At 73.5% G+C, this 24610-nt stretch carries 25 protein-coding genes; 15 read left to right on the top strand and 10 right to left on the bottom strand.

Going from position 1 to position 24610, the window contains the following annotated elements:
- Nucleotides 1-113: 113 nt before the first annotated feature.
- Together ACNKF0_RS08540 and ACNKF0_RS08535 are read left to right on the top strand one after the other, a co-directional pair.
- Nucleotides 114-1394, top strand: a complete 1281-nt coding sequence (locus ACNKF0_RS08540; protein WP_416957459.1) for an MFS transporter — start codon at nt 114-116, stop codon at nt 1392-1394.
- A 64-nt stretch (nt 1395-1458) separates the two neighbouring features.
- Nucleotides 1459-1716 (top strand): hypothetical protein, encoded by a 258-nt coding sequence (locus ACNKF0_RS08535; RefSeq protein WP_299931461.1) that lies wholly within the window; start codon nt 1459-1461, stop codon nt 1714-1716.
- Here ACNKF0_RS08535 and ACNKF0_RS08530 read toward each other — a convergent pair whose 3' ends face one another.
- The 4 genes from ACNKF0_RS08530 to zwf form a co-directional block, all read right to left on the bottom strand.
- Nucleotides 1717-3012 carry a glycoside hydrolase family 16 protein gene (locus tag ACNKF0_RS08530; protein WP_416957456.1) on the bottom strand — a complete coding sequence of 432 codons (1296 nt, stop codon included), beginning with the start codon at nt 3010-3012 and terminating at the stop codon, nt 1717-1719.
- A 129-nt stretch (nt 3013-3141) separates the two neighbouring features.
- Nucleotides 3142-3810: a bifunctional 4-hydroxy-2-oxoglutarate aldolase/2-dehydro-3-deoxy-phosphogluconate aldolase gene (gene eda, locus ACNKF0_RS08525; protein ID WP_416957454.1), complete on the bottom strand. Its 669-nt coding sequence runs from the start codon at nt 3808-3810 to the stop codon at nt 3142-3144.
- Nucleotides 3794-5680 carry a phosphogluconate dehydratase gene (gene edd, locus ACNKF0_RS08520; protein WP_416957452.1) on the bottom strand — a complete coding sequence of 629 codons (1887 nt, stop codon included), beginning with the start codon at nt 5678-5680 and terminating at the stop codon, nt 3794-3796. The genes eda and edd overlap by 17 nt, the downstream gene beginning before the upstream one ends.
- On the bottom strand, nt 5677-7155 hold the full coding sequence (gene zwf, locus ACNKF0_RS08515; protein ID WP_416957450.1) for a glucose-6-phosphate dehydrogenase: 1479 nt from the start codon (nt 7153-7155) through the stop codon (nt 5677-5679). Before zwf ends, edd begins: the two co-directional genes overlap by 4 nt.
- 88 nt (nt 7156-7243) lie before the next feature.
- Between zwf and ACNKF0_RS08510 the strand changes: the two genes are divergently transcribed.
- From ACNKF0_RS08510 to ACNKF0_RS08490, 5 genes are all read left to right on the top strand, one after another.
- Nucleotides 7244-8482: an ROK family protein gene (locus ACNKF0_RS08510; RefSeq protein ID WP_416957448.1), complete on the top strand. Its 1239-nt coding sequence runs from the start codon at nt 7244-7246 to the stop codon at nt 8480-8482.
- Nucleotides 8483-8516: 34 nt separating this feature from the next.
- Nucleotides 8517-9224: an ANTAR domain-containing protein gene (locus ACNKF0_RS08505; RefSeq protein WP_416957446.1), complete on the top strand. Its 708-nt coding sequence runs from the start codon at nt 8517-8519 to the stop codon at nt 9222-9224.
- 68 nt (nt 9225-9292) lie between these two features.
- The gene (locus ACNKF0_RS08500; protein ID WP_416957444.1) at nt 9293-10858 is read left to right on the top strand and encodes a peptide chain release factor 3; all 1566 of its coding nucleotides are present in this window, start codon (nt 9293-9295) and stop codon (nt 10856-10858) included.
- Nucleotides 10859-10895: 37 nt separating this feature from the next.
- On the top strand, nt 10896-12356 hold the full coding sequence (locus ACNKF0_RS08495; protein ID WP_416957442.1) for a protein adenylyltransferase SelO: 1461 nt from the start codon (nt 10896-10898) through the stop codon (nt 12354-12356).
- Nucleotides 12357-12428: 72 nt separating this feature from the next.
- On the top strand, nt 12429-12731 hold the full coding sequence (locus tag ACNKF0_RS08490; RefSeq protein WP_416957440.1) for a helix-turn-helix domain-containing protein: 303 nt from the start codon (nt 12429-12431) through the stop codon (nt 12729-12731).
- Between the two features lie 10 nt (nt 12732-12741).
- Here ACNKF0_RS08490 and ACNKF0_RS08485 read toward each other — a convergent pair whose 3' ends face one another.
- Nucleotides 12742-13344, bottom strand: coding sequence for a ClpP family protease (locus ACNKF0_RS08485; RefSeq protein WP_416958461.1), 603 nt, complete (start codon nt 13342-13344; stop codon nt 12742-12744).
- A gap of 26 nt (nt 13345-13370) precedes the next feature.
- A complete protein-coding gene (locus tag ACNKF0_RS08480; RefSeq protein ID WP_416957438.1) occupies nt 13371-13985 on the bottom strand; it encodes a ClpP family protease in 615 nt (204 codons plus the stop codon).
- A gap of 162 nt (nt 13986-14147) precedes the next feature.
- On the opposite strand from ACNKF0_RS08480, the gene ACNKF0_RS08475 reads away from it, so the two are divergent.
- A complete protein-coding gene (locus ACNKF0_RS08475) occupies nt 14148-14777 on the top strand; it encodes a hypothetical protein (protein WP_416957436.1) in 630 nt (209 codons plus the stop codon).
- Nucleotides 14778-14792: 15 nt separating this feature from the next.
- On the opposite strand, the gene ACNKF0_RS08470 is transcribed toward ACNKF0_RS08475, so the two are convergent.
- On the bottom strand, nt 14793-15161 hold the full coding sequence (locus tag ACNKF0_RS08470) for a DUF3253 domain-containing protein (protein ID WP_416957434.1): 369 nt from the start codon (nt 15159-15161) through the stop codon (nt 14793-14795).
- 149 nt (nt 15162-15310) lie between these two features.
- Here ACNKF0_RS08470 and ACNKF0_RS08465 point away from each other — a divergent pair, with 149 nt between their 5' ends.
- The 3 genes from ACNKF0_RS08465 (at nt 15311) to ACNKF0_RS08455 (ending at nt 17665) form a co-directional block, all read left to right on the top strand.
- Nucleotides 15311-16288, top strand: a complete 978-nt coding sequence (locus ACNKF0_RS08465; protein WP_416957432.1) for a zinc-binding dehydrogenase — start codon at nt 15311-15313, stop codon at nt 16286-16288.
- Nucleotides 16289-16371: 83 nt separating this feature from the next.
- The gene (locus ACNKF0_RS08460; RefSeq protein ID WP_416957430.1) at nt 16372-17049 is read left to right on the top strand and encodes a hypothetical protein; all 678 of its coding nucleotides are present in this window, start codon (nt 16372-16374) and stop codon (nt 17047-17049) included.
- On the top strand, nt 17036-17665 hold the full coding sequence (locus ACNKF0_RS08455) for a hypothetical protein (protein ID WP_416957429.1): 630 nt from the start codon (nt 17036-17038) through the stop codon (nt 17663-17665). Before ACNKF0_RS08460 ends, ACNKF0_RS08455 begins: the two co-directional genes overlap by 14 nt.
- Nucleotides 17666-17938: 273 nt before the next feature.
- Here ACNKF0_RS08455 and ACNKF0_RS08450 read toward each other — a convergent pair whose 3' ends face one another.
- Nucleotides 17939-19399 (bottom strand): DUF222 domain-containing protein, encoded by a 1461-nt coding sequence (locus ACNKF0_RS08450; protein WP_416957427.1) that lies wholly within the window; start codon nt 19397-19399, stop codon nt 17939-17941.
- Nucleotides 19400-19747: 348 nt separating this feature from the next.
- Between ACNKF0_RS08450 and ACNKF0_RS08445 the strand changes: the two genes are divergently transcribed.
- Genes ACNKF0_RS08445 through ACNKF0_RS08435 form a run of 3 tightly spaced genes read left to right on the top strand, consistent with a single transcriptional unit; the run spans nt 19748 to nt 22853 of the window.
- Nucleotides 19748-20836, top strand: coding sequence for an acyl-CoA dehydrogenase (locus tag ACNKF0_RS08445; RefSeq protein ID WP_416957425.1), 1089 nt, complete (start codon nt 19748-19750; stop codon nt 20834-20836).
- Nucleotides 20833-22158, top strand: a complete 1326-nt coding sequence (locus tag ACNKF0_RS08440; protein WP_416957423.1) for a PIG-L family deacetylase — start codon at nt 20833-20835, stop codon at nt 22156-22158. The genes ACNKF0_RS08445 and ACNKF0_RS08440 overlap by 4 nt, the downstream gene beginning before the upstream one ends.
- Nucleotides 22155-22853, top strand: a complete 699-nt coding sequence (locus ACNKF0_RS08435; RefSeq protein WP_416957421.1) for a glycosyltransferase — start codon at nt 22155-22157, stop codon at nt 22851-22853. The genes ACNKF0_RS08440 and ACNKF0_RS08435 overlap by 4 nt, the downstream gene beginning before the upstream one ends.
- Nucleotides 22854-22871: 18 nt before the next feature.
- Here the strand turns inward: ACNKF0_RS08435 and ACNKF0_RS08430 are convergent, their stop codons facing one another.
- The gene (locus ACNKF0_RS08430) at nt 22872-23195 is read right to left on the bottom strand and encodes a putative quinol monooxygenase (RefSeq protein WP_416957419.1); all 324 of its coding nucleotides are present in this window, start codon (nt 23193-23195) and stop codon (nt 22872-22874) included.
- Between the two features lie 77 nt (nt 23196-23272).
- Here ACNKF0_RS08430 and ACNKF0_RS08425 point away from each other — a divergent pair, with 77 nt between their 5' ends.
- The gene (locus ACNKF0_RS08425) at nt 23273-24265 is read left to right on the top strand and encodes a 5'-3' exonuclease (RefSeq protein WP_416957417.1); all 993 of its coding nucleotides are present in this window, start codon (nt 23273-23275) and stop codon (nt 24263-24265) included.
- Here the strand turns inward: ACNKF0_RS08425 and ACNKF0_RS08420 are convergent.
- Nucleotides 24257-24544: a MerR family transcriptional regulator gene (locus ACNKF0_RS08420; RefSeq protein ID WP_299931707.1), complete on the bottom strand. Its 288-nt coding sequence runs from the start codon at nt 24542-24544 to the stop codon at nt 24257-24259. The genes ACNKF0_RS08425 and ACNKF0_RS08420 overlap by 9 nt on opposite strands.
- Nucleotides 24545-24610: the final 66 nt, after the last annotated feature.

The following is a 24610-nucleotide window of genomic DNA, read 5'->3' as shown; positions in this document are numbered from 1 at the left end:
CGCGACAATTCCGCACGGCGCCGCCGGCGCTCCTAGACTGGGCGGCGCAGAGGGTTCAACGCGTCCTTGGAGGTGGGTTCGGCGCGTCGTACCGACGCACCCGAAGGACCCTCGTGACGCCCCTCGCCTCCTATCGACGACTCCTGTCGATCGCCGGTCCCACCTACGTCCTCGTGGCGTTCGTGGGCCGCCTCCCGCTGGCCATGAGCCAGCTCGGCACCCTCCTGCTCGTCTCCACCGCGACCGGCAGCTACGGCCTCGGCGGCCTCAGCGCCGGCGCCCTCGCGGTGGCCAACGCCGTGGGTGCACCGGTCGCGGGATCGCTCGCCGACCGCGTCGGCCAGCGCCCCGTCGTCCTCGTCCAGTCGCTGCTCGGCGCCACCGGCCTGACCGCGCTCGTCGCGGTCGTCGGCAGCGGGGCCACCGACGTGCTCGTCGTGCTCACCGCAGCCGCCACCGGGTTCGTGCTCCCGCAGGTGGGGCCGCTGGCCCGGGTGCGGTGGCGCCCGCTCACCCGAGCGACCGGGCCGCACCAGCGCCGGCTCGTGGACGCCGCCTTCTCCTACGAGGGAGCGGCCGACGAGGCGTCGTTCGCGATCGGGCCCGCGCTGGTGGGTCTCTCGGTCGCCGCGTTCTCCCCCTCCGGCGCCCTGCTGCTGGCCGCGGCGCTGCTCGCCGTCTTCGGCTCGGCCTTCGCGCTCGACCCCTCCGCCCGCCTGGCCCACGACGCCGATCGGCCGGTCGGGACGGGCCGTCTACTCGGTGCCGCGTTCGTGGTCCTCGTCGGCGCGCAGGTCTGCATCGGCATGCTGTTCGGCGCCACCCAGACCGGCGCCACCGTGCTCGCCACCGACGCAGGTACGCCGGGCGTGGCCGGACTGGTGCACGCCACCCTGGGCGTCGGCAGCGCGCTCGCCGGCCTGGCGACGGCGTACGTCCCCGAGCGGGTGGGCCACGAACGCCGTGCCCTGGTCGCCGCGTGGGCGCTCCTCGTGCTCTCCCTCCCGCTGCTGGTCGTCGGCTCCCTGGCCGGCACCGCCGCGACCGTGCTCTTCCTCGGCGTGGCCGTGGCGCCCTACATGATCGCCGTGTTCTCCCTCGCCGAGCGTGTGGTGCCGCCGGCGCGCGTCGGCGCGGCGATGACGACGCTCGCCAGCGCGACCGGCCTCGGCTATGCCCTCGGCTCCAGCGTCGCCGGCCGTCTCGCCGACGAGTCGGGCGCGACGGCGGCCTTCGCCGTCACCGTCGGTGCGACGGTGCTCGCGGCCGCGCTCATGTCCACGCAGCAGCGGCGGCTCCGCACGGCGTCGGCTGTCGAGGCCGGCCCTGCTCCGAGCCCCACGCAGGCGCCGGAAGACCCTCGTGTGGCGACGCCGACGGGCGCCAGCCGGTAGGTTGGAGGACGTCCACGACGCTGCGGCACCGCGCCGCAGCCCTGCTGGACTGGTCAGGTGCCCCATGCTGGAAGTAGGACCGGAGTTCGATCCCGGGCGTCACCAGCGGCTGTCGTCGCTGCTCCAGGACGTCCTGACGGCGCGCCGGGTCCTCGAACGCGCGCGGCACGACAAGCGGCTCGCCGAGCAGCAGCAGCTCCGCAAGGAGCTGCTCGACGCCCTCGAGGCCTATGCCGCCGCCCTCGCGCTGGCGGGCGCCCCGCTGCCGCCGCGGCTGCGCGCGGAGATCGATCTCTACCGGGGCCTGGGCGGTCGCGGCTGATCACCCGCCGGCGGGCTGGCCACCGGTCTCCCAGACCCGCACCCAGTCGACGTACATGTGCTGCGGCAGCCGCTTCTCCTTGATCTTCGGGATCTCGTAGTTGGCCGAGATGAGGCTCAGGATCGGGAACTGCGGGACGTCGGAGATCTTGCCGCGCATGCGCCCGGTCTCCTTGCCGTCGATGCGGAAGACCAGCATGCGCGGCGTCCACTCCACCGAGAAGACGTGGTAGTTCTTCGACCAGCCGTCTCGCCGACCGGTGAGGAACGACCGGGAGTTCTTGATCCAGCCGCCCGAGGCGATCCGGCGCTTGCCCTCGTAGCGGTGCATGAAGGAGGCCAGCCCGCCCTGCGGGTGGCGGTCGCCGAAGTACTCCACGACGTCGATCTCGCTGCCGGGCGCTCCGGCGTGCATCCCGGTGGCCGGCTGCAGCCAGAACGCGCCGTGCTGCCCGCGCAACCGGTGGAACTTCACCCGGGCGGCGGCGACTCCGTAGCGGAAGGCGAAGGCGTGCTGGGTGCCGATGTGACCGTTGAGGCGGTAGCCGAACCGTCCGGCGCGGGCGTCGCGCCCCTCGATGCGGCACCGGGTCGTGGCGTCCGGGTCCTTGACGACGCTGAGCCTCACGGCGCCGCCGCCCACGCTGGTCGCGCTCGGGTCACCCTTGGCGCACGAGCGCCTGCTGCCGTGGGCGTACTCCCGGCCGCGGTGGTTCCAGACCGGGCCGAGCTGCGAGCCGTCGAACTCGTCGGTCCAGGTCGCGCGGAGCCAGCGGGCGGTGCTGACCGGCGTGCTCTTGACCGGGCTCATCGAGGCCGCCGCCATCGCCTTGACCCGGTAGCGCAGGGCCTCGCCGTCGACCGACGCGGCGGCGGCGAACTGCGCCCGGCCGCGGCGGTCCTGCCGCTTCATGGCGACCGCACGCCACGTCTCGCCCTCCTGGACCTGGAGCTGGACCCGGCGACCTGGCCGGATCGGCCGGAGCGTGGCGACCACCGCGGCCCGGGCGGCCGCGGGGCTGGCCACGGCGCCGCCGGGCTGGACCACCTGCGGTAGCGCCTCGAGCCGGATCCGCTGGCGACCGGTGGAGCGCACCGAGACGCTGGCGGGCGCGTCGTCCGCGACTGCGGGGTCCGTGGCGACCTGGTCCGCGGCGGAGCCGGGCGGCGACCAGGCGAGCAGGGAGGCGGGGAGCAGCAGGGCGGTCGCGGCGACTGCCAGGAGACGGGCAGAGGGGCCGGCGGAGCGGCGGGCAGGACGGTGGGCGGGCAGGCGGGCAGGACGTCGCACGGACATGGGTGACCTTCATGGTGTCGAGCGCGACGGATGGCGGCAGGAGCGTCGGTCGCGGGCGGTGGTGCTGGTGCCACTGAGACGCAGCCGAGGTCGTGTTGGTTGTCGGCGGTTGCTGCCGACCGTGGAGGGTCAGGCCCCGATGGCAGCAGCCTCCCGCGCGAGGGTGGCGACGCGGTCCCAGTCGCCGGCGGCGAGCGCGTCGGCCGGCGTCAGCCACGAGCCGCCCACGCAGCCCACGTTGGGCAGGGAGAGGTAGGACGGCGCGCTGGCGGCGGTGATGCCACCGGTCGGGCAGAACCGGGCCGCCGGCAGCGGCGAGGCCAGCGACTTCAGGTACGCCGCCCCGCCGGAGGCCTCGGCCGGGAAGAACTTCATCTCCGAGAAGCCCGCCTCGAGCACCGCCATGGCCTCGGAGACGGTGGCGGTGCCGGGCAGGAACGGCACCCCGGAGCCGGCCAGCTCCTGGAGCAGCCCCGGCGTGGTGCCGGGCGAGACGAGGAACTGCGCCCCGGCCTCCACGGCCCGCGAGACGAGCTCGGGCGAGGTGATGGTGCCGGCGCCGACGAGGATGTCGGGCACCTCGGCGGCGATGGCCGCGATGGCGTCGAGGGCGACCGGGGTGCGCAGGGTCAGCTCGATGACCGGCAGGCCACCGGCGACGAGCGCCCGGGCGACGGGCACGGCGTGGTCGAGGTCCTCGAGCACGACCACCGGCACGACGGGCACCAGTGACAGGAGCGAGCCGCCGCTGTCGCGGAGCAGGTCGGGAGCGGGCTGGACGTCAGACGGGCTGGACAACGGGGGCCTCCTCGGTGGGGGCGGGCAGGGGACGGATGACGCTGGCGCCGGTCTCGGCGGTGCCGACGATGGCCCGGAAGCCGGAGAACAGCTCCCGTCCGGTGCCGGCCCACTCGACGTCGTGGGGGGCCCGGCCGGTGGTCTCGCGGCGCTCGAACTCGGCGTCGGGGAGCTCCACCTCGAGCACCCCGGCGTCGGCGTCGACCGTGACCAGGTCGCCGTCGCGGACCCGTGCCAGCGGCCCGCCGAGGGCGGCCTCCGGGGTGACGTGGATGGCGGCCGGGACCTTGCCGGAGGCGCCGGACATCCGGCCGTCGGTGACGATCGCCACCCGCTGGCCGCGGTCCTGCAGCACGCCGAGCGCGGGCATCAGCTTGTGCAGCTCGGGCATGCCGTTGGCCGCCGGGCCCTGGTAGCGCACGACGGCGACGAGGTCGCGGCCGTCGAGGCGGCCCTCGCTGAAGGCGGCGAGGAAGTCGGCCTGGTCGTCGAACACCATCGCCGGCGCCGTGACGACCCGGTGCTCGGGCTTCACCGCCGAGGTCTTGACCACGGCGCGACCGAGCCGGCCGTCCAGCATCCGCAGGCCGCCGTCCGGGGCGAACGGGTCGTCGGCGCCGCGCAGCACGTCGGTGTCGAGGGACGACTTGGGCCCCTCCTCCCACACCACCCCGGCCCGGTCGCCCTCGCCGTCGAGCCGGGCCTCGCGGGTGTGGCGCCACAGGCCGCGGCCCGACACGGTGAGCACGTCGTCGTGGAGGTAGCCGTGCTTGAGCAGCGTGTGCACCAGGAACGGCGTCCCGCCCGCGGCGACGAAGTGGTTGATGTCGGCCGAGCCGTTGGGGTAGATCCGGGTCAGCAGCGGCACAGCGGCCGAGAGGTCGGACAGGTCGTCCCAGGTGAGGGTGATGCCAGCTGCCGCGGCGATCGCGACCAGGTGCATCGTGTGGTTGGTCGACCCACCGGTCGCCAGCAGGGCGACGCAGGCGTTGACGATCGCCTTCTCGTCGACCAGGTGACCGACCGGGGTGGGCTCGCCGCCTGCGTGGGTGATCGCGACGGCACGCGCACCGGCAGCGCGGTCGAGCGCCGCTCGCAGCGGGGTCTCGGGGTTGGCGAACGTCGCGTCGGGCAGGTGCAGGCCCATCACCTCCATCAGCATCTGGTTGCTGTTGGCGGTGCCGTAGAACGTGCACGTGCCCTTCGAGTGGTACGACGCCGACTCGGCCTCGAGCAGCTCCTCGCGCCCGACCTTGCCCTCGGCGTAGAGCTGACGCACACGCGCCTTCTCGCCGTTGGGCAGCCCCGACGTCATCGGCCCGGCCGGCACGAAGACCGTGGGCAGGTGCCCGAAGGACAGCGCGCCGATGAGCAGCCCCGGCACGATCTTGTCGCAGACGCCGAGCATCATCGCCGCGTCGAACATGTCGTGGGAGAGCGCGACCGCCGTCGACATCGCGATGAGGTCGCGGCTGAAGAGCGAGAGCTCCATGCCCGCGCGGCCCTGGGTGATGCCGTCGCACATGGCCGGCACTCCCCCGGCGAACTGCGCGAGACCGCCGGCCCGGACGATCGACTTCTTCAGCACCTCGGGCACGTCGCGGAAGGGCTGGTGGGCCGAGAGCATGTCGTTGTAGGACGAGACGATCGCGACGTTGGGCTTGCGGCCCGACTTCAGGCCCGACTTCACGGGCTCGTCGGCGGCGGCGAAGCCGTGGGCGAGGTTGGCGCACGCGAGCTTGCCGCGGGCGGGGCCCGTGACGATCGCTGCATCGGTACGGGCGAGGTACGCCGTACGGGTGCCGGCGCTGCGGCGGACGATGCGGTCGGTGACCTCGGCCACCACCGGGTGGACGGTCTGCTTGCTCATTCTGTCTCCTGCCAGGATCGGCCGTCGCGCTCGAGGAGCGTGACGGCGGCAACGGGACCGTGCGTGCCGGCGGGGTACTTCCGCGGGCGGTGCGAGGGCTGGGACCAGCGCTCGAGGATGGGAGCGACCCACGTCCAGGCCGCCTCGACCTCGTCGCGGCGCATGAAGAGGGTGGTGTTGCCGCGCACGACGTCCATGAGCAGCCGCTCGTAGGCGTCGGGCGAGCGGCCGCCGAAGGCGGCGGCGTAGCTGAGGTCGAGCGACACCGGGCGCAGCCGGATGCCGCCGGGACCGGGCTCCTTGGCCGTCATGTGCAGCCGCATGCCCTCGTCGGGCTGCACCCGGATGTGCAGCCGGTTGGGCTCGGTCGGCCCCTCGCTGTGCGGGAACATGGCGTGCGGCGGCTCCTTGAAGACCACGACGATCTCCGAGACCCGCTCGGGCATCCGCTTGCCGGTGCGCAGGTAGAACGGCACCCCAGCCCAGCGCCAGTTCTGCACCTCGGTGCGCATCGCGACGAAGGTCTCCGTGCTGCTGGCGTGGCCCACCTCGTCGGCGTACGACGCCGCGGGGCGGCCCTCGCACAGCCCGGCGGCGTACTGCCCGGCCACCGTGTCGCGGTCGACCAGCTCGGGCGTCATCGGCCGCAGCGCCTGCAGCACCTTGAGCTTCTCGTCGCGCACGGTCTCGCGGTCGACGTAGGTCGGCGGCTCCATCGCCACCAGGCACAGCAGCTGGAGCAGGTGGTTCTGCACCATGTCGCGCAGCGCGCCGGAGCGGTCGTAGTAGGAGCCGCGGTCGCCCACGCCGATCGACTCGGACACCGTGATCTGCACGTGGTCGACCCACCGGCTGTTCCACAGCGGCTCGAGGAAGGTGTTGGCGAATCGCGTGACGAGGAGGTTCTGCACGCTCTCCTTGCCGAGGTAGTGGTCGATGCGGAAGATGCTCGACTCCTCGAAGACCCGTCCGACCGCGGCGTTGACCTGCTGGGCGGTCGCGAGGTCGGTGCCCATCGGCTTCTCGAGCACGACGCGCGAGCGCTCGGTCACCAGCCCCGCCTCGTCGAGGTGCTCGCAGATGGTGCCGAAGAGACCGGGGGCGACCGCCAGGTAGAAGACCCGGATGACGTCGTCGGACGCGGCGCCGTCCTTGAGGCGGTCGTGCAGCTGGTGCCAGGCCGCGACGTCGGCGACGTCGAGCCGCACGTGGTGCAGCCGGCCGAGCAGCCGCTCGACGACCGCGGCGTCGAGGTCCTCGGCGACGACGTGCTCACGGAGCGCACCGGCCACGAGCGCGCGGTAGCCGTCGTCGTCCACCTCCGCCCGGGAGACGCCGATGACCCGGAAGCCGTCGGGGAGCTGTCCGTCGCGGTCGCGGAGGTAGAGGGCCGGCAGCAGCTTGCGCAGGGCCAGGTCGCCGGTGCCACCGAAGACGGTGAAGTCGCAGGCGTCGACGGGGGTGATCGAGTCCATGACACAGCACGGTACGGACGCTTACGTCCCGATGCAACGGAACTTACGTCTTTTCAAGACATATTTGGGGTGCCACAATCGCCCCACCATGACCCAGACCTCCCCGACCCCGCCGCCGGTCCTGCCCGCGGCGACCGCCGGCGAGGTGCTGGCCCTCATCCGGTCCGGTCAGGCCGCGACGCGCGGCGCCCTCGGCCGCGCGACCGGGCTGTCACGCACCGCCGTCAACGCACGCCTCTCCGCCCTCACCGACGCCGGGCTCGTGTTCGAGGGTGAGGAGGAGTCGGCGACCGGAGGACGCCCGGCCACGACGCTCGTCCTCAACGGTGCGGCCGGGCTGGTGCTCGGGGTCGCCGTCGGCCGCAGCCGTTCGCAGCTCTCGATCAGCTCGCTCGACGGCACCGAGCTCGCGTCGGTGAGCCTCGACCAGGAGACCGGCCCCGGTCCCGACGTCCTGATGCCGCTGGTGGTCAGCCACCTCGACCGGATGCTGGGCGAGCTCGGCCGGAGCGGCGACGACGTACGCGGTGTGGGCATGTCGCTGGCCGGGACCGTCGACCCCGCCCGGGCGATGAGCGTCGACTCCCCCGCGCTGTCCGGCTGGGACGGCGTGCCCCTGGCGCCCTACCTCCGCGACGTCACCGCCGCGCCCCTCACCCTCGACAACGACATGCGCGTCATGGCGCTCTCGCAGATGCCGACCGCGCGGGGCGACGTCGCGCCGACCGTGCAGGAGCACGACGAGGCGCTCGTGCTCAAGGCGTCGACCGGCGTCGGCCTCGCGATCGTCGCCGACGGACGACTCGTCCGCGGACACCGCAACGCCGCCGGGCAGCTCGGCCACGTCAAGGTCCCGGCCGCCGCCGGGCTCCGCTGCCGCTGCGGCGAGTCCGGGTGCCTGGAGACGGTGGCGAGCGGGTGGGCGCTGGTCGAGCAGCTGCGCGGCGACGGCGTCGACCTGCACCACGTGCGCGACCTGGTGGCCGCGGCCGGGCAGGGCAACGGGCGGGCGCGCGCCGTCGTGCGCGAGTCCGGGCGCCACATCGGCGAAGCGCTCGCCGCGACCGTGACCGTGCTCAACCCGCGCACCGTGGTCGTCGGAGGCGACATGGCCGCGGCCTTCGACACCTTCTCGGCCGGCCTGCGCGAGGGCGTGTTCAGCGCCACCACGGCGCTCGCCGGTCGCGACCTGCAGATCGTCCCGGCGGCGTACGGCGACCGGGCGGGCCTGGTCGGCTGCGTCCGCCTCGCCCTCGACTCGGTGCTCTCCCCGCGCGCCGTCGATGCCGCCCTGGCACGCCAGGCGGCCCGGACGGGCGCGGTCTAGGCATACGTCGCCCCCGAGTGGGTACCACCCGGCTGTGGAACCCATTGCGGAGACCCTCGAGGCCCTCGGCGAGCTGGACACCTACATCGACGGCGGCCCGGACGACGACCTGGCGCAACGGTTGACCGCGACCGCCGACCACGCCAGGGACATCGCACCCGGGTTGGTCGGCGTGAGCATCGCCTCGCGCGAGCTCGACCTCACCTTCACGCTGGTGGCCACGGACCAGGAGGTCGCCACCCTGGACGCCGTCCAGTACCTCGCGAGCGGTCCGTGCGTCGACGCGATCGAGATGGGACACGGCATCGCCTCGTCGGCCGGTGGCCTGCTCAGCGAGTCCCGCTGGCAGGACTTCGCACGCGCGAGCGCCGCGGCGGGCGTCCACAGCACGCTCACGTTCCCGGTGGTGGTCGACGGCGACGTGATCGCGACCGTCAACCTCTACGGCGACGCCGCCGACACCTTCGTCGACCGGCACGCGCGGCTCGCAGCAGCCTTCGGCGCGTGGGCCCCGGGCGCCGTCACCAACGCCGACCTCACGTTCTCCACCCGCGGCCTGGCCGAGCAGGCTCCCGCTCAGCTCCAGGAGCGCGCGTGGCTCGACTCCGCGACGGGCGTCGTCGCGGCACAGCGCGGCATCACCGTGACCGAGGCGCGCGCCCACCTCGAGGACGCTGCGCGGCGGGCGGGCGTCCCCGTCGTCCGGCTCGCCCGCGTCGTGCTGGGCCTGCACGACGGGTGATCCGGGTCGTACGCCGCTGCGCGGTCGGCGAAGCACGGCTCGGGCGTCCCGCCCGGTAGATTCACGCGGTGCCCGACACCCGCCCCCGCCGTACCTTCGCCGTCATCAGCCACCCGGACGCCGGCAAGTCCACCCTCACCGAGGCCCTCGCCCTGCACGCGCGGGTCATCACCGAGGCCGGCGCGGTGCACGGCAAGGGCGACCGGCGGGCCACCGTGTCGGACTGGATGGCGATGGAGAAGGCCCGCGGCATCTCGATCACGTCCGCGGCCCTGCAGTTCGTCTACCGCGACCACGTCATCAACCTCGTCGACACCCCGGGCCACAGCGACTTCTCCGAGGACACCTACCGCGTGCTCTCCGCCGTCGACTCCGCCGTGATGCTCGTCGACGCCGGCAAGGGGCTCGAGCCGCAGACGCTCAAGCTCTTCAAGGTGTGCGCGCTGCGCGGCATCCCGGTCCTGACGGTCATCAACAAGTGGGACCGGCCCGGGTTGTCGGCGCTCGAGCTGATGGACCTGATCCAGGACAAGATCAAGCTCCGGCCCACTCCCCTCACCTGGCCGGTGGGCGAGGCCGGCGACTTCCGCGGCGTGCTGGACCGGCGGACGGGCGAGTTCGTGAAGTACACCCGTACCGCCGGCGGCGCGACCCGCGCGCCCGAGCGGCGGATGGGCGCGGACGAGGTCGAGGACGACGACTCCTTCCAGTGGAAGGCGGCGTTCGAGGAGCACGAGCTGCTCTCCCTCGACGAGGCCGACCACGACCAGGAGCGCTTCCTGGCCGGCGAGACGACGCCGGTGATGTTCGCCTCCGCCCTGCAGAACTTCGGCGTCGCGCAGCTGCTCGACCTGCTGCTCGACATCGCCCCGGACCCCAGCGCGACCGAGGGCGTCGACGGCTCTGTGCGGGAGACGTCCGACGACTTCAGCGCGTTCGTCTTCAAGGTGCAGTCGGGGATGAACAACGCCCACCGCGACCGGCTCGCCTACGCCCGGGTCGTGTCGGGGACCTTCGAGCGCGGCATGGTCGTGACCCACGCCGGCAGCGGCCGGCCCTTCGCCACGAAGTTCGCGCAGTCGGTCTTCGGCCGGGACACCGCGGCCGTCGAGAGCGCCGAGCCCGGCGACATCATCGGCTTCGTCAACGCGCAGGCCCTGCGGGTCGGCGACACCGTCTACGTCGGTGACCCCATCGAGTACCCGCCGGTCCCGAGCTTCGCGCCGGAGCACTTCGTCACCGCCAGCGCCGGCGACATCTCCCGCTACAAGCAGTTCCGGCGCGGCATCGAGCAGCTCGACCAGGAGGGCGTGGTGCAGGTGCTGCGCTCCGACCTGCGCGGCGACCAGAACCCGGTCCTTGCCGCCGTCGGCCCGATGCAGTTCGAGGTCGTCGAGGACCGCATGACCAACGAGTTCAACGCGCCCATCCGCTTCTCGCGCCTCGACTACCAGGTCGCCCGCCGCACCGACGCCGACGGCGCAGCCGCGCTCGCCGGCAAGCGCGGTGTCGAGGTGCTCGAGCGCAGCGACGGCACCCGCCTGGCCCTCTTCGTCGACCAGTGGCGCGCCCAGGTCACCACGCGCGACAACCCCGACATCATGCTCGAGGCCCTCCCCGCCGGCGGCGGCTGAGCCGCTGCGTCCCCGACCGCCGCGTATCGTCGACGGAGTGACCTCGGCACCCACCCCGACCCTCACCCTCGGCGGCCGCTTCGCGCGCGAGCTCCCTGAGCTCGCCCTGCCGTGGCAGGCCGTCGACACCCCCGACCCCCGGGTGCTCGTGCTCAACGAGCCCCTGGCCGCCGAGCTCGGCCTCGACCCCGGCTGGCTGCGCGGCGACGGGATCGGGCTGCTCACCGGCACCCGCGTCCCCGACGGTGCGACGCCGGTCGCCCAGGCCTACGCCGGCCACCAGTTCGGCGGGTACTCCCCCCGGCTCGGAGACGGTCGCGCCCTGCTGCTCGGCGAGCTCGTCGACGACTCCGGCCGGGTGCGCGACCTGCACCTCAAGGGCTCGGGTCGTACGCCGTTCTCCCGAGGCGGCGACGGCCTCGCCGCCGTCGGCCCGATGCTCCGCGAGCACATCGTCAGCGAGGCGATGCACGCCCTCGGCATCCCCACCACCCGCAGCCTCGCCGTCGTCGCCACCGGTCGCCCGGTGCAGCGCGAGACGGTGCTGCCCGGCGCCGTGCTGGCGCGGGTGGCCAGCAGCCACCTCCGCGTCGGCACCTTCCAGTACGCCCGGGCCACCGACGACCTCGACCTGCTCCGCCGCCTCGCCGACCACGCGATCGCCCGCCACCACCCGGCCGCCGCCGACGCGCAGCACCCCCACCTCGCGCTGTTCGAGGCGGTCGTCGCCGCCCAGGCCTCGCTGGTCGCGCAGTGGATGCTCGTCGGCTTCGTCCACGGCGTGATGAACACCGACAACATGACCATCTCGGGCGAGACGATCGACTACGGCCCGTGCGCCTTCATGGACGCCTTCGACCCCGCGACGGTCTACAGCTCGATCGACACCGGTGGTCGCTACGCCTACGGCAACCAGCCCGTGGTCGCCGAGTGGAACCTGGCCCGCTTCGCCGAGGCGATCCTCCCTCTGCTGGGCGAGGACCAGGACGCGGCCGTGGCGATCGCGGTGGAGTCGCTCGGGGCCTTCCGCGGCCACTACTCCGCCGCCTGGTCGGCTGGGATGCGCGCCAAGCTCGGCCTCCCCGAGGGACTCGACGAGGAGGTCGCGTCGGCCGTCGTCACCGACCTCGTCGCGCTGGTGCAGGCCGACCACGTCGACCACACGTCGTTCTTCCGCAGCCTCGGTGCTGCCGCGCGCGGCGACGCCGAGCCCGCGCGGGGCATGTTCCTCGACCTGCCCGGCTTCGACGCGTGGACCGCCCGCTGGCTCGCGCTCGACCCCGACGCCGACGTCATGGACCGCGCCAACCCGGTCTACGTCCCCCGCAACCACCTCGTCGAGGAGGCGCTGGCCGCGGCCACCGACGGTGACCTCGCGCCGCTCGACCAGCTGCTCGACGCCGTCTCGGCGCCGTACGACGAGCGGGCGGGGCTGGAGCGCCACGCCGAGCCGGCGCCCGACTCGTTCGCGGGTTACCAGACCTTCTGCGGCACCTGAGCGGGCTCCCGGGTCGTTCTGCCCTGAGCGGAATCGCTCGGTCGCGCGCGGCGCCGGGTCTAGGTTCGACCCATGGGAGAGATCCTGCGGTTCCCCGGTCCTGATCGCCCCACCGCGCCGGCGCCCGAGCCCGAGCCCCTGTGGCGCGAGCTCGTCGGCCGCGAGCTGCACCGCGAGCGCCACCACCGCGGCGAGCGGCTCGTCGACGTGGCGCAGCGGGCGGGCGTCTCCGTGCAGTACCTCTCCGAGGTCGAGCGCGGCCTCAAGGACCCGTCGTCGGAGATGCTGCACGCCATCGCCGGGGCGCTCGACCTGAGCGTACGGCGGCTCGCGGTTCGCGCGGGCCGACCGGACGCCCTCGCCCTCGCCGCCTGACCCGGCTCGGTCAGACCAGCGCCGGTCCCTGCTCGCGCAGGACCGTGTCGACGAGCCCGTAGTCCACGGCGGCCTCGCCGGGCAGGACGAGCGTGCGGTCGGTGTCCTGCCGGATCTGCTCCGGCGTCCGTCCCGTGTGCTGGGCGAGCACCTCCTCGAGCAGCAGCCGCACCCGCGCCACCTCGTCGGCCTCGAGGATCAGGTCGGGGATGGTGCCGCGGCCCTGGGTCGCGGGCTGGTGCAGCACGACGCGTCCGTGCGGCAGGATCGCGCGCCGGCCCGGCGCTCCCCCGGCCAGCAGGACCGCTGCGGTCCACGCGGCCTGCCCAACGCACACGGTCTCGACCGGAGGCTTGACGAACTGCATCGCGTCGTAGACCGCCAGCATCGCGGTGATCGAGCCGCCGGGTGAGTTCAGGTAGAGGCTGATCGGGAGCTCGGGGTTCTCCGAGGCCAGGTGCAGCATCTGGGCGATGACGGCGTTCGCGACACCGTCGTCGATCTCGGTGCCGAGGTAGACGATCCGCTCGGACAGCAGGCGGGAGTAGAGGTCGAGGGTGCGCTCGCCACGCGGCGTCTGCTGGACGACGTACGGGATGGTGTAGCTGCTCATGTCGTAGGCACTCATCTCGTAGGTGCTCATCGGGCACCTGCCAGCCCGACGGGGCGCTGGTGCGCCGGAGTGACGTGGTCGACCGAGCTGATCAGCTGGTCGACGAAGCCGTACGCCAGCGCGTCCGTCGCGCTGAACCAGCGGTCGCGTCGCGAGTCGCGCTCGACGGTCTCGCGGTCCTGGCCGGTGTGCTCGGCGATGAGCCCGAGGACGGTGTCGCGGGTGTGACGGAGGTCGTCGGCCTGGATCTCGATGTCGACCGCGGTGCCGCCGATGCCCGCCGACCCCTGGTGGAGGAGGACCCGGGAGTGCGGGAGGGCGTACCTCTTGCCGGGCGTGCCCGCCGAGAGCAGGAACTGTCCGGCGCTCGCGGCCATGCCCATGGCGAGGGTGCTCACGTCGTTGGGGATCAGCCGCATGACGTCGTGGATGGCCAGCATCGACGACACCGAGCCTCCCGGGGAGTTGATCCAGAGGCTGATGTCGGCGCGCGGGTCCTCGGCGGAGAGCAGCAGCAGCTGGTGCATGAGCCGGTTGCCGTTGCGCTCGCCGAGCTCCTCGCCCAGGACGACGATGCGTTGGTGCATCAGCCGCCGGACGAGCTCGTCCTCGATGCGTTCGGAGGTGGTGTGGGTGGTCATGTCGCCAGCGTGACGCGGTCACGAGCGTGGCCACAGGGCGTTCTGCTGCTGGTGGATCCGCTGGGAGCGGAGCGGGGTCGCGGACCACCTCTTCGGGGGCCGGGGAGGCGTCTGCTGCAATACCTGCATGCACCCACGCTCTCCCTGTCACGGCCGCTCCTGATGGCGTCGGTCGACCACCGCGCGGGGCTCCTCGTCACCGCGGCCCCCGGCACCGGCAGCACCGCCCTCGGCGAGGCCCTGGTCGCGCAGCGGGGAGCGACCGAGGCCGTCGGGTCGGAGCGGGCCCGGGAGGTCGGCGTCGACGCGAAGCACGCGACCGTGCGCCAGCTCGTCGAGGCGGGGGTGGTGGACGCCGGGCACGGGATGCGCGTCGTGACGACGACCCGCAACCCGTTCGACTTCTACGTCGCGGAGCACACCCGCACCCGGACCCGGTGGGTCCACGAGCTGCGCCGTCCCGACTCCTGGGTCCACCGCGTGCCGGGTGCCGTCGACCGGATCGTCGACGCCGTGACCCTGGACTTCGACGAATGGCTCGCGCAGGCCATCGGCGATCCCGTGCGGCCACGACGGATCAACCGCGGCCACGTCACCGAGGCGGACGTCGTGCTGCGCATGGAGCACCTCGAGTCCGACGTGCGCGAGCTGCTCGACCTCGAGCTGGCCGTGCCGGCCACCAACGTCACCGATCGCGAGCGTGCCTACTGGCGCTCCTACTCGGTCGGGAGCCGCCGCCTCGTCGAGACGGCCCACGCCGAGGACCTCGAGCGCTTCGGCTACGCGTTCTGACCCGCCGTCCGGCGCTCAGCGGCGCCGGATCCGGATCGGCCCCTTGGCGGTCGACGGGTCGACGACGTGGCCGCCCTGGGTGATCTCGACCTCGCCGCGGTCCACCAGCCGTCGGGCTGCGCGCCGGGCCGGCTCCATCAGATCGCGCCACGAGTCGTCGTCGCCGACCGCCCGCGCGGCGTCGGAGGGGCAGATCGTCGACGTACGGGCCCGCTGGGCGAGCAGGTCGAGGATGGTGTCCTCCAACCGGCGGTCGACGTCCGACACGCCCCGCTTGCGGCAGGCGGTCGAGCAGTAGCGCACCTGGTCCCAGTCGCGCTCCCACTTCTTGCGCCACTCGATGGTGCGACCGCACGCCTGGCAGGTCTTCGGCTCCGGAGGCATGCGGCCCAGTGTGCCGCGCACCGCCAGCGCCGCCTCCTCACACCGGCCCTGTGACGTCGCCCTCAGGAGCACGGTCCGCGGCATAGGCGGACCGGGTCGTCGGTTGTGCCAGGCGTACGTCCCACGAAGTCACAGCGAAAGGCAGTCCCATGCGCGCACTCGTCCAGCCCAGGTTCGGCGACCCGGCCGAGGTCCTCTCGGTCCAGGAGGTGCCGGACCCGGAGCCCGGGCCGGGCCAGGCGCTCGTGCGGGTGCTGCTCTCGCCGATCCACAACCACGACCTCTGGACCGCCCGCGGCAGCTACGGCTTCAAGCCCGAGATGCCGGCCCGTGCCGGCACCGAGGCGGTCGGTGTGGTCGAGGCGCTCGGTGAGGGCGTCGAGGGCCTCGAGGTCGGCCAGCGGGTCGCCACCGGCGGCAGCTTCGGCGCCTGGGCCGAGCTGATCGTCGCCCCCGCCGCCGGGCTGGTCCCGGTGCCGGACACGATGAGCGACGAGGCTGCCTCCCAGCTCGTGTCGATGCCGTTCAGCGCCATCGCGCTGCTCGACTTCCTCGAGGTGTCCGAGGGCGACTGGATCGTGCAGAACGCCGCCAACGGCGCCGTCGGTCGCCTCGTGGCCCAGCTGGCCGAGGCCCGTGGCGTCCACGTGCTCGGGCTCGTCCGCCGCGCCGACGGCGTCGCCGAGCTGCGCGACCAGGGCATCGAGCGCGTCGTCGCGACCGACGACGACGGCTGGCGTGACCGTGTGCGCGAGATCGTGGGCGACGCCCCGATCGTCGCCGGTGTCGACTCCGTCGGGGGGTCCTCCGCAGGGGACGTCGTGTCGCTGCTCGCCGAGGACGGTGTGCTCGTGGTGTTCGGCGCCATGGCCTCGCCCACGATGGAGATCGGGTCGGGCGACGTGATCTTCAAGCAGGTCGTCATCAAGGGCTTCTGGGGCAGCAAGGTCTTCGCTGCGATGTCGCGCGAGAAGCGCGGTGCGCTGATGGGCGAGCTGGTCACCGGCCTCGGCTCCGGCGCGCTGACGCTCCCGGTCGAGAAGGTCTACTCCCTCGAGGAGATCGCCGACGCCGCGCGCGCCAACGGCGAGCCCGGTCGCCGCGGCAAGATCCTGCTGCGCCCGTGACGCTCCGACGCTGATGCCGGGCACCGGCGGTCGCGGCCCCTAGGCTGGGGCCGCCGGTCGACGGCACCTACGAGGGGGAACCGATGCGTCGAGCTCTGGGCGGGTCGCTCGCAGCCGCTGCACTGCTGATGACCGCCTGCGGGACCGACGCCTCCCCCACCTCGGCGAGCGACATGTCCACGTCCGCGTCGTCGCCCGAGCCCTCGGAGGCGCCCGCCGAGACCCCGTCCGAGTCGTCGTCCTGGTCCTCGTCGCCGTCCCCCTCCGAGGCCCCGTCCGAGTCCCCGTCCGCTGGGTCGGGTGATCCGTCGCTGCCCGCGCCCGAGGGACCGCCGTTCCCGGAGTCGACGGAGCCGCAGACGGCTGAGCCGTCGGGCGACTGGGACCTGCAGCTGGTCGACGTACGTGTCGGCGAGCACGAGGGGTTCGACCGCGTCGTGCTCGAGCTCAGCGGCACCGCGACCCCCGGCTGGGGCGTGTCGTGGGGCGACAAGGCCGTCGCCGAGGGCAGCGGCGAGGTCGTGCCGGTCGAGGGTGACCACGTGCTCACGATCAGCGCGTCCGGCACCGCGATGCCCGAGCCCGGGTCCTACGAGGTGCCACAGACCCTCGGACCCGCCGGCGACATCACCGCGGTCCGCGTCAACGGCTGGTTCGAGGGCTACACCCAGGTGTTCGCCGGCCTCGAGGGCGACGTACGACCGTTCCGGGTCTTCATCCTCACCGACCCGCCGCGCCTCGTCGTCGATGTCGCGGACTGACGGGCTCCTCCCGGCCGCCCTCGTGGCCGCTTTCGTGGCCCTCGCCGGGTGCTCGACGGACCCGCCGGAACGCACGGTCGTCACGCGGAGCTCCACCTCCGACGCGTCCGGTGACGTCCTGGTCGGCGGTCACAGCACGGACCCGGAAGCCGTCGCCCCGGCGCCCCGCAACGCGATCACCGACATCGTTCGCACGACGGTCGACCACGGCGCGGACGAGGTCACCGTCACGGCCGAGTTCCGCGACCTGCGCCCCCGTCAGTACCTCGACCTGACGGCCGACGTCACGACGGACCGCACCGGGTCGCGCCTGCCGACCCAGGCGACTGCTCTCGCCTACCGCGGCGAGACCGCCGTCGACGTCTACGACGCTGGCGGCTCGCGCTGCGCCGGGGCCGCGGTCGACGTGGACTTCGACACGAACACGCTGACCATGACCCTGCCCCGCAGCTGTCTCGGCGATCCGCAGTGGATCGAGGCCGAGGTGGACGCGGCGACCATGCGCTACGACGCCGCGCCCGACGACCCGTTCGGTGACGCCGTGTGGGAGGACCACGCCTACGGGACCGGTCGCGCCGGCTGGGACGCCACCGTCCCGCGGCTCCACCACCCGTAGGCGCTGCCCGGTCTGGTCGGGGACGTCGGTCATAACCTGCGGAGAAGCTGCCGGCAGTACGTCAGTGCCGCCCTTGGCGCTTTCGGAGCCGCGCTTGGAGCCGCCCTCGGAGTCGTCCTAGGCGCGCTCAGCACTGAACATCTCCCTCGGCGTTGGACTGCGCCGGACCGCGCGAGACCACTGACCCTTCCCAGGGGGACGCAGCCGTCGATCCGCTTGTTCGGACGCGCCTGTGGCCCCGCTACCTGGTGGGTGGCGGGGTGTGGGGCGGGGTCATGGTCGGCGGGGTTCCGGGATGCGCACGACGTCCGGCCGTTCTGGTGGTCGGGCGTCGTCGATCGCCGTCGTGCCGTCACGGTCGCGGCGATAGCGGTATCCGTGCGGGGAGGTCCACTCGTAGATGCCAGGTGCGACCATCTCGTAGCGCCAGGCGGAGTGGGTCTTCAAGCGGTGGTGGGACCGGCACAGGGCGGCGAGGTTGTCGGTCTGTGTCGGCCCGGGCTGGGGTCTGCCCTCGGCTTCGGCGTCGGGGTCGTGGGGGATGACGTGGTCGACATCGCAGCGTCGGGCCGGGCGGGTGCACCAAGGGAACACGCAGGTCTTGTCTCTCAGGACGACCTGCTCGCGGATCCGGTCGGGGATCTCGTAGGCGTCAGTCTTCAGCTGGGTGTTGAGGTCGATGATCGGCTTGATGGTCACCTTGGTGCGGGAATCGGCACACCAGGCCTTGACCTGGTCGAGCAGGACGAGGCGTTGACGCTCCTCGAGGCGTCCGGTGGGCCCGAACACGGTCTGCTCGCCGACCGTTGAGTCGTCGAACGGGACGTCGAAGTGGGCATCGAAGTGGACGTGGAGGACGACCTCGCGTGCGACAGGCAGGCCGTCCTCTGTCTTCGCGACGGTGCCTGCGCCTGTGGTGTGGAGGTCGAGCGCGGTCTGCGTTCTGGCGAGATCACCCAGCGCCTTCGCGCGGCGCACGTTGAGCGACTCGGTCGACCCGAGCGCGGCCTGGGTGGCGGCACCCTGGGCCACGGCGCGGTCGAGGTCGATCGCGTCGGCCATGTCGATCTCGGCCTCGACGCGCATGGTGCCGGCGAAGTGGACCTCTTGGGTGTCGATGGTGACGTGGCGCGGGTCGACGTGCAGGTAGCCGTCCTCGGGATCCGCAGCCGGGTCAGGCTCGGCGAGGTCGAAGCGCTTGATCGCCTCCGCCACCAGCCGGTCCAGCTGCGCGGGGCCGACCTTCCCGGCCACCGCAGCGACCTGGCTGTCGACGAACGCGGCTGCTTCGCGAGTCAACGCGGGTGAGCAGTGGATGGTCGTCTCCGCGACCGAGCGGGCCTTCCACGCCGGGACCCGGCCGGCGTGGACCAGGGCCCACAACCGCGGCAGCCGGTGCCGCAGCTCCAGGGACTGGCCGACGAGCTTCTTCGCCGCGACCGTCGACACACCCAGCACACCACCGAGCTCCGCGACACAGAACTCCGCCACCAGCGGGCACCCCTCACCGGCGATAGGCTCCTCGTGCTCCTGACCGGCAGACGGCACCGAGAACGTGGCGGCGTCGTGGATCGACTCCGGCGGGTGCAGGTCCGCCCACTGCGCAGCCAGCACGAGCTGGTCAGCCGCGGCCTGGTTCTCGACCTCGCGCGCCGAGCGGATCGAAGCGAGCAGGCCGGAGGCGGTGAGGTCCTCGACCCCACCTGCCAGTCGGTCCGCCAGCGCTTCGCTCATGTGTTCGATTGTATCCGTCGGGTCCGACATCGGCCACGGCTGTGGACGGTTCCTGGCCAGCCTTTCTCGTCGAGTTTCGGGGCAACCATCGGGGGTGAGCCGGCAACGGCTGGGGCGGTCTCGTGACGCTCGCTGGCGACCTCCTCGACCAACGGAGCTGGCGGGTTTCGTGACGCAACTTCGTCGCTCCTCAACCAGCAGAACCCAGTCTCGTGACGGGACTCCATCCCTCCCCGACGAGCGCGCCGCCACACAGCACCAGCCCTTGGGAGGTCCCGCCCGAGGCACGGTCGCTCCTAACGTCCGGGTGGGTGCGGCCGCGCCCGGCGCCGCGAACCGAGGGGACCCATGACGAAGGACCACCTGAGCGACCCCCGGGCGGCCGAGGTGCGGCCCGTCGAGGTGGGACGGACCTCCAGCGACCAGCGGCGCGAGCTCCTCGAGCTGGGCCAGCACGCGCACGCGGCAGCCGGCGACGTACGAGCTGCGCTCGCCCTCGCCCGGGACCACGGTGCGCGGCTCCCCCGGCCCGGCGACGGCGGCACGGCGCTGTTGTGGTCCGCCCTGGCCACCGTCGCGGCGGTCGACCTCACAGTGGCGCGGGTGCTGGAGCCGCACCTGGACGCCCACGCCATCCTCGCCCAGGCCGAAGAACAGGCCGAGGAACAAGCCGGAGCACAGGCCGGTGACGGGACGTGGGGCGTGTTCGCCGCCGAAGGACCGGGCGAGCCGTTGCGGGCGACGCCGCGCGGCGAGTCGTACGTCCTCGACGGGCGCAAGCACTGGTGCTCGCTGGGCGGCGTCCTCGACCACGCCCTCATCAGCGCCCGGGTGGGTGACGAACGGCAGCTCTTCGCCGTCGACCTCGACCACCCCGGCGTCACGCCCGTGGCCGGGACCTGGGTGGCGCGCGGGCTCACCGCCGTCGACTCGGGCCCCCTCGACCTCGACGGGGTGGAGGCCCGCCCGGTCGGAGCGCCGGGGTGGTACCTCGACCGGCCCGGCTTCGCCTGGGGCGCGATCGGCGTGGCCGCCGTGTGGTTCGGCGGCGCGGTGGGTGTCGCTCGCCGGATGGCGCGGGTGTCCGGTTCGCGTGAGCCCGACCAGGTCGCGCTGATGCACCTCGGCGCCGTCGACGCCCGGTTGCACGGCGCCCGGGCCGCGCTCGAGCAGGCAGCCGGCGCACTCGATGCCGGCGACCTGACCGGACCGGACGGCTGGCGGGCCGCCCTGCGGGTGCGCGAGGTCGTCGCCACCGCGAGCGAGGACGTCCTGCGGCGGGCCGCGCACGGGCTGGGCCCAGGCCCCCTGGCCACCGAGGAGACGCACGCACGCCGGGTCGCCGACCTCGAGCTCTACCTGCGCCAGTGGCACGCCGAGCGCGACCAGGCCTCCCTCGGCCGGCTGCTCCTGGACGACCCGGCGTCGAGCTGGTGACGACCCCCGACTTCCGGCACGACCGCGCGGGTACGCCGGCCACTGAGTGGTCGTCGACGCTGGCCGGCCTGCCGACCGTCGAGCTGCCTGCATCCCGCAGCCGGCTCGTCGTCGTGGGGGCGCACCCCGACGACGAGACCCTGGGCGCGGGCGGCCTCCTCCACACCGCAGCCCGGTCGGGCCGACAGGTCGAGGTCGTGACGGCGACGGCGGGCGAGGGCTCGCACCCGCACTCGCCCACCCACTCCCCCGCCCGGCTCGCGGAGGTGCGTCGGGCCGAGCTGCAGCGGGCGACCTCGCTCCTCGCCCCGGACGCACGCGTCCGGTGCCTCGACCTGCCGGACGGCTCCGTGGCCGAGCACGAGGAGGAGCTGGTCGCGGCGCTCGTCGAGACGATCGGCACCGGCGGCCGCGACGTCCTGCTCTGCGCGCCGTGGCGGCACGACGGCCACCCCGACCACGAGGCCGTCGGGCGGGCAGCCGCGGTCGCCGCACATCGCACCGACGCGCTGCTCTGGGAGTACCCCGTCTGGCTGTGGCACTGGGGTCGCCCGGGCGACCTCCCCGAGGACCACGCAGCGCGCCTGGGCCTGGGCGCAGAGGTCGTGGCGGCCAAGCGTGCCGCCGTGGACGCGCACGCGAGCCAGGTCCGGCCCCTCTCGGCCGCGCCCGGTGACGAGGTGCTCCTCGGCCCCGACCTGCTGGCGCACTTCGACCGCGATCTCGAGGTCGTCCTGGTCGGCGGACCCGAGGCCGACGACGAGTCCCTCGACCGGGTCCACCTGGAGCGGCCCGACCCCTGGGACGTGGACTCCTTCTACGAACGCCGCAAGCGCGCCGTCACGCTGGCCAGCCTCCCGCGTGAGCACTACCGGGCCGCACTGGAGGTGGGCTGCTCGGTCGGGGCACTCGCCGTCGACCTCGCGACCCGCTGCGACCGCCTGCTCGCGATCGACAGCAGCCCCGCGGCCCTCGACCTCGCCCGACGGCGTACGACGGACACCGCAGGCCTCGAGCTCCGGCTCGCGCGCGTGCCGGGCGAGTGGCCGCACGACCGCTACGACCTCGTGTCGGTGTCCGAGGTCGGCTACTTCCTCAGCCCGGCGCGCCTCGCCGAGCTCGTCCGGCTCTGCCTCGACTCCCTGGCCGACGACGGGCACCTGCTCCTGTGCCACTGGCGCCACCAGCCGGTCGGGTGGCCGCTGGCAGGGCCGGCGGTCCACGACGTCTTCGTCGACGCCTTCCTCGCCGCCGGGGGTCGCGTCCTGGTCGACCACCAGGAGCCGGACTTCCTGCTCCACGTGCTGGGACGGTCGTCGTGACGCGCCCCGACGCCGTGGCTGTCGTCGTGCCCGCCCGGGACGAGGAGGACCTCCTGCCCGGCTGCCTCGACGCGGTCGCGGCCGCCGTCGACGCCCTGCGGGCCACCCACCCCCTCGTCCACACGCAGGTCCTGGTGGTGCTCGACGCCTGTCGCGACGGCTCGGCGCAGGTCGTGCACGACCGCGACGACGTCGTTGCGCTGACCACCCTCGCCGGGTGTGTGGGCGTGGCCCGGTCCGAGGGCGTCGAGGCCGCCGCGGCGTGGGCGGCGGACGTCGGCGCCCGGTCGGTGTGGGTGGCGAGCACCGACGCCGACAGCGTCGTCCCGGCACACTGGCTCACCGCGCACCTCAGCTGGGCGGCCGACGGCTTGGGCCTCGTGGTCGGCACCGTCGAGCCCCGACCCGGCGACCTGTCCCCGGCTGCCCTGTCAGCCTGGCACCAGCGCCACACGACCGCGGACGGCCACGACCACGTGCACGGCGCCAACCTCGGCTTCACCCTGGCCGCCTACCGGTCGGCCGGCGGGTTCCCCCGCCTGCCGACGCACGAGGACGTGGGCCTCGTGACCGCGATGCGGCAGGCCGGGGTGCCGTCCCTCGCGACCGGCTCCGTGCCCGTGGTGACGTCGGGGCGTCGGGCCGGCCGCGCCCCGGGCGGCTTCGCCGACTACCTCGACGGCCTCGGGGCCTGACGCCGGAACGCCGACCGGTCAGCCGACCTTCATCTCCCCGAGCTCGTTCCAGCCGTCCTGGTCGACCTCGGTGCTGACGATGTCGGGGGTGCGGGCGAGGTACTGCGGGAGCTCGGCCTGCGCCGCGCGGAAGTGGTCGGACGAGACGTGGGCCCCACCGGCCTCGCCGTCGCGGAACGCCTCGACGAGGACGTACACCTGGGGGTCGTCCAGGCTCCGCGACCACTCGAACCACAGGCAGCCCGCCTCCGCGCGGGTGGCCTCGGTGAAGGCGCGCGAGAGCTGCGGCCAGTCCTCGGCGTGCTCGGGCAGGACGTGGAACTTGGCGGTGATGAAGATCAAGACGTCTCCTCGACTCGTGCGGACTCGGCTCACTGCGCTCGACCCTACGAGCCTCCCCTAGGCTGTCGGCGATCGCCATGACCCCCACCACCCGCGCCCGCCGGCTGCTGCTCGTCGTCGACGCGCCGTCGCTGCTGCACCGCAACCACCACGCGCGGTCGCACACCGGGCTCCGCGACCGGCAGGGGCGCCCGATCTGGGCGCTGCACGGGATGCTGCGCCAGATCCTGGAGTCCATCGACTCCTTCGCCCCCGACGCGATCGTCTTCGGGCTCGACGACCGGACCGGGTCGGTGCGGCGCGACCTCTACCCCGACTACAAGGCCGGGCGGGCGGAGAAGGACCCCGACCTCGTCGACCAGCTCGACCGGGCCGGCGCACTGCTCGAGGCGCTCGGACTGGCGACCCTCACGCCCCCGGGACTGGAGGCCGACGACGTCAACGCCTCGGGGGCGACGTGGGCCGAGGCCCACGACTGGAACTGCGTGATCATCACCTCCGACCGCGACGCCTTCGCCCACATCAGCCACCACACGCAGGTGCTCCGGCTCATCGACGGCGGCATCCACGGCTCGCCCATGCTCAACCCGGCCCGCCTGTTCAACATGTACGGCGTCCGGCCCGCCAACTACCTGGCCTTCGCGGCGCTCCGCGGCGACAGCAGCGACAACCTGCCCGGCGTGCAGGGCATCGGCGAGAAGACCGCGGCGATCCTCCTCGACGTCGCGGGCTCGATGGAGGCCGCGTGGGCCGACATCGACCACGAGGAGGGGCGCAACCTCCTCGCCGCCCTCGACGACTGGTCGGCCGAGACCGGTGGGCGTCGCGTCGGCGCCACCGTCGTACGACGCCTCGCGGCACCGGGCGCGCGCGAGCGCTACGAGTTCAACGTGCAGATGATGTCCGGGAAGGACGACCTCGACCTCGGCCTGACCCCCGACGTGCCCGGCTCGCGCGGGCTCCTGCCGCTCGACCTCGACCGCGTCACCCAGGTGGTCGGCTTCCTCGACAACGACTTCACCACCGACTTCGCCGTGCGGGTGCTCACCAGCAGGCCGGCGTCAGGCTGAGGCGCCGTCTCCCTCACCGAGCCGCGCACGCAGCTCGTCCACCTCGGCCTCGAGCTCGAGGACGCGGGCGATGCCGACCAGGTTGAGCCCGTCGGCCAGCAGGTCACGGATGCGCTCGAGCCGGACGACGTCGTCGTTGCTGTAGAGCCGGGTGCCGCCTGCGGTCCGGTCGGGCGTCAGGAGCCCGCGACGCTCGTAGACCCGGAGGTTCTGGATCTCCATGGACACCATCGAGGCCGCCACGGAGATCGCGTAGACGCCGTCGTCGCTGTCCGTCACGGGCACCTCCTGGGTCTCACGAAATTCACGCCGGGACGACTTGATCCTGCCTGACTGGATGAGTAT

Source organism: Nocardioides sp. T5 (assembly GCF_048161455.1).
Lineage (GTDB): Bacteria > Actinomycetota > Actinomycetes > Propionibacteriales > Nocardioidaceae > Nocardioides.
Note: the sequence above shows the minus strand (reverse complement) of the source record. Positions and strands in the feature narration are given on the sequence as shown.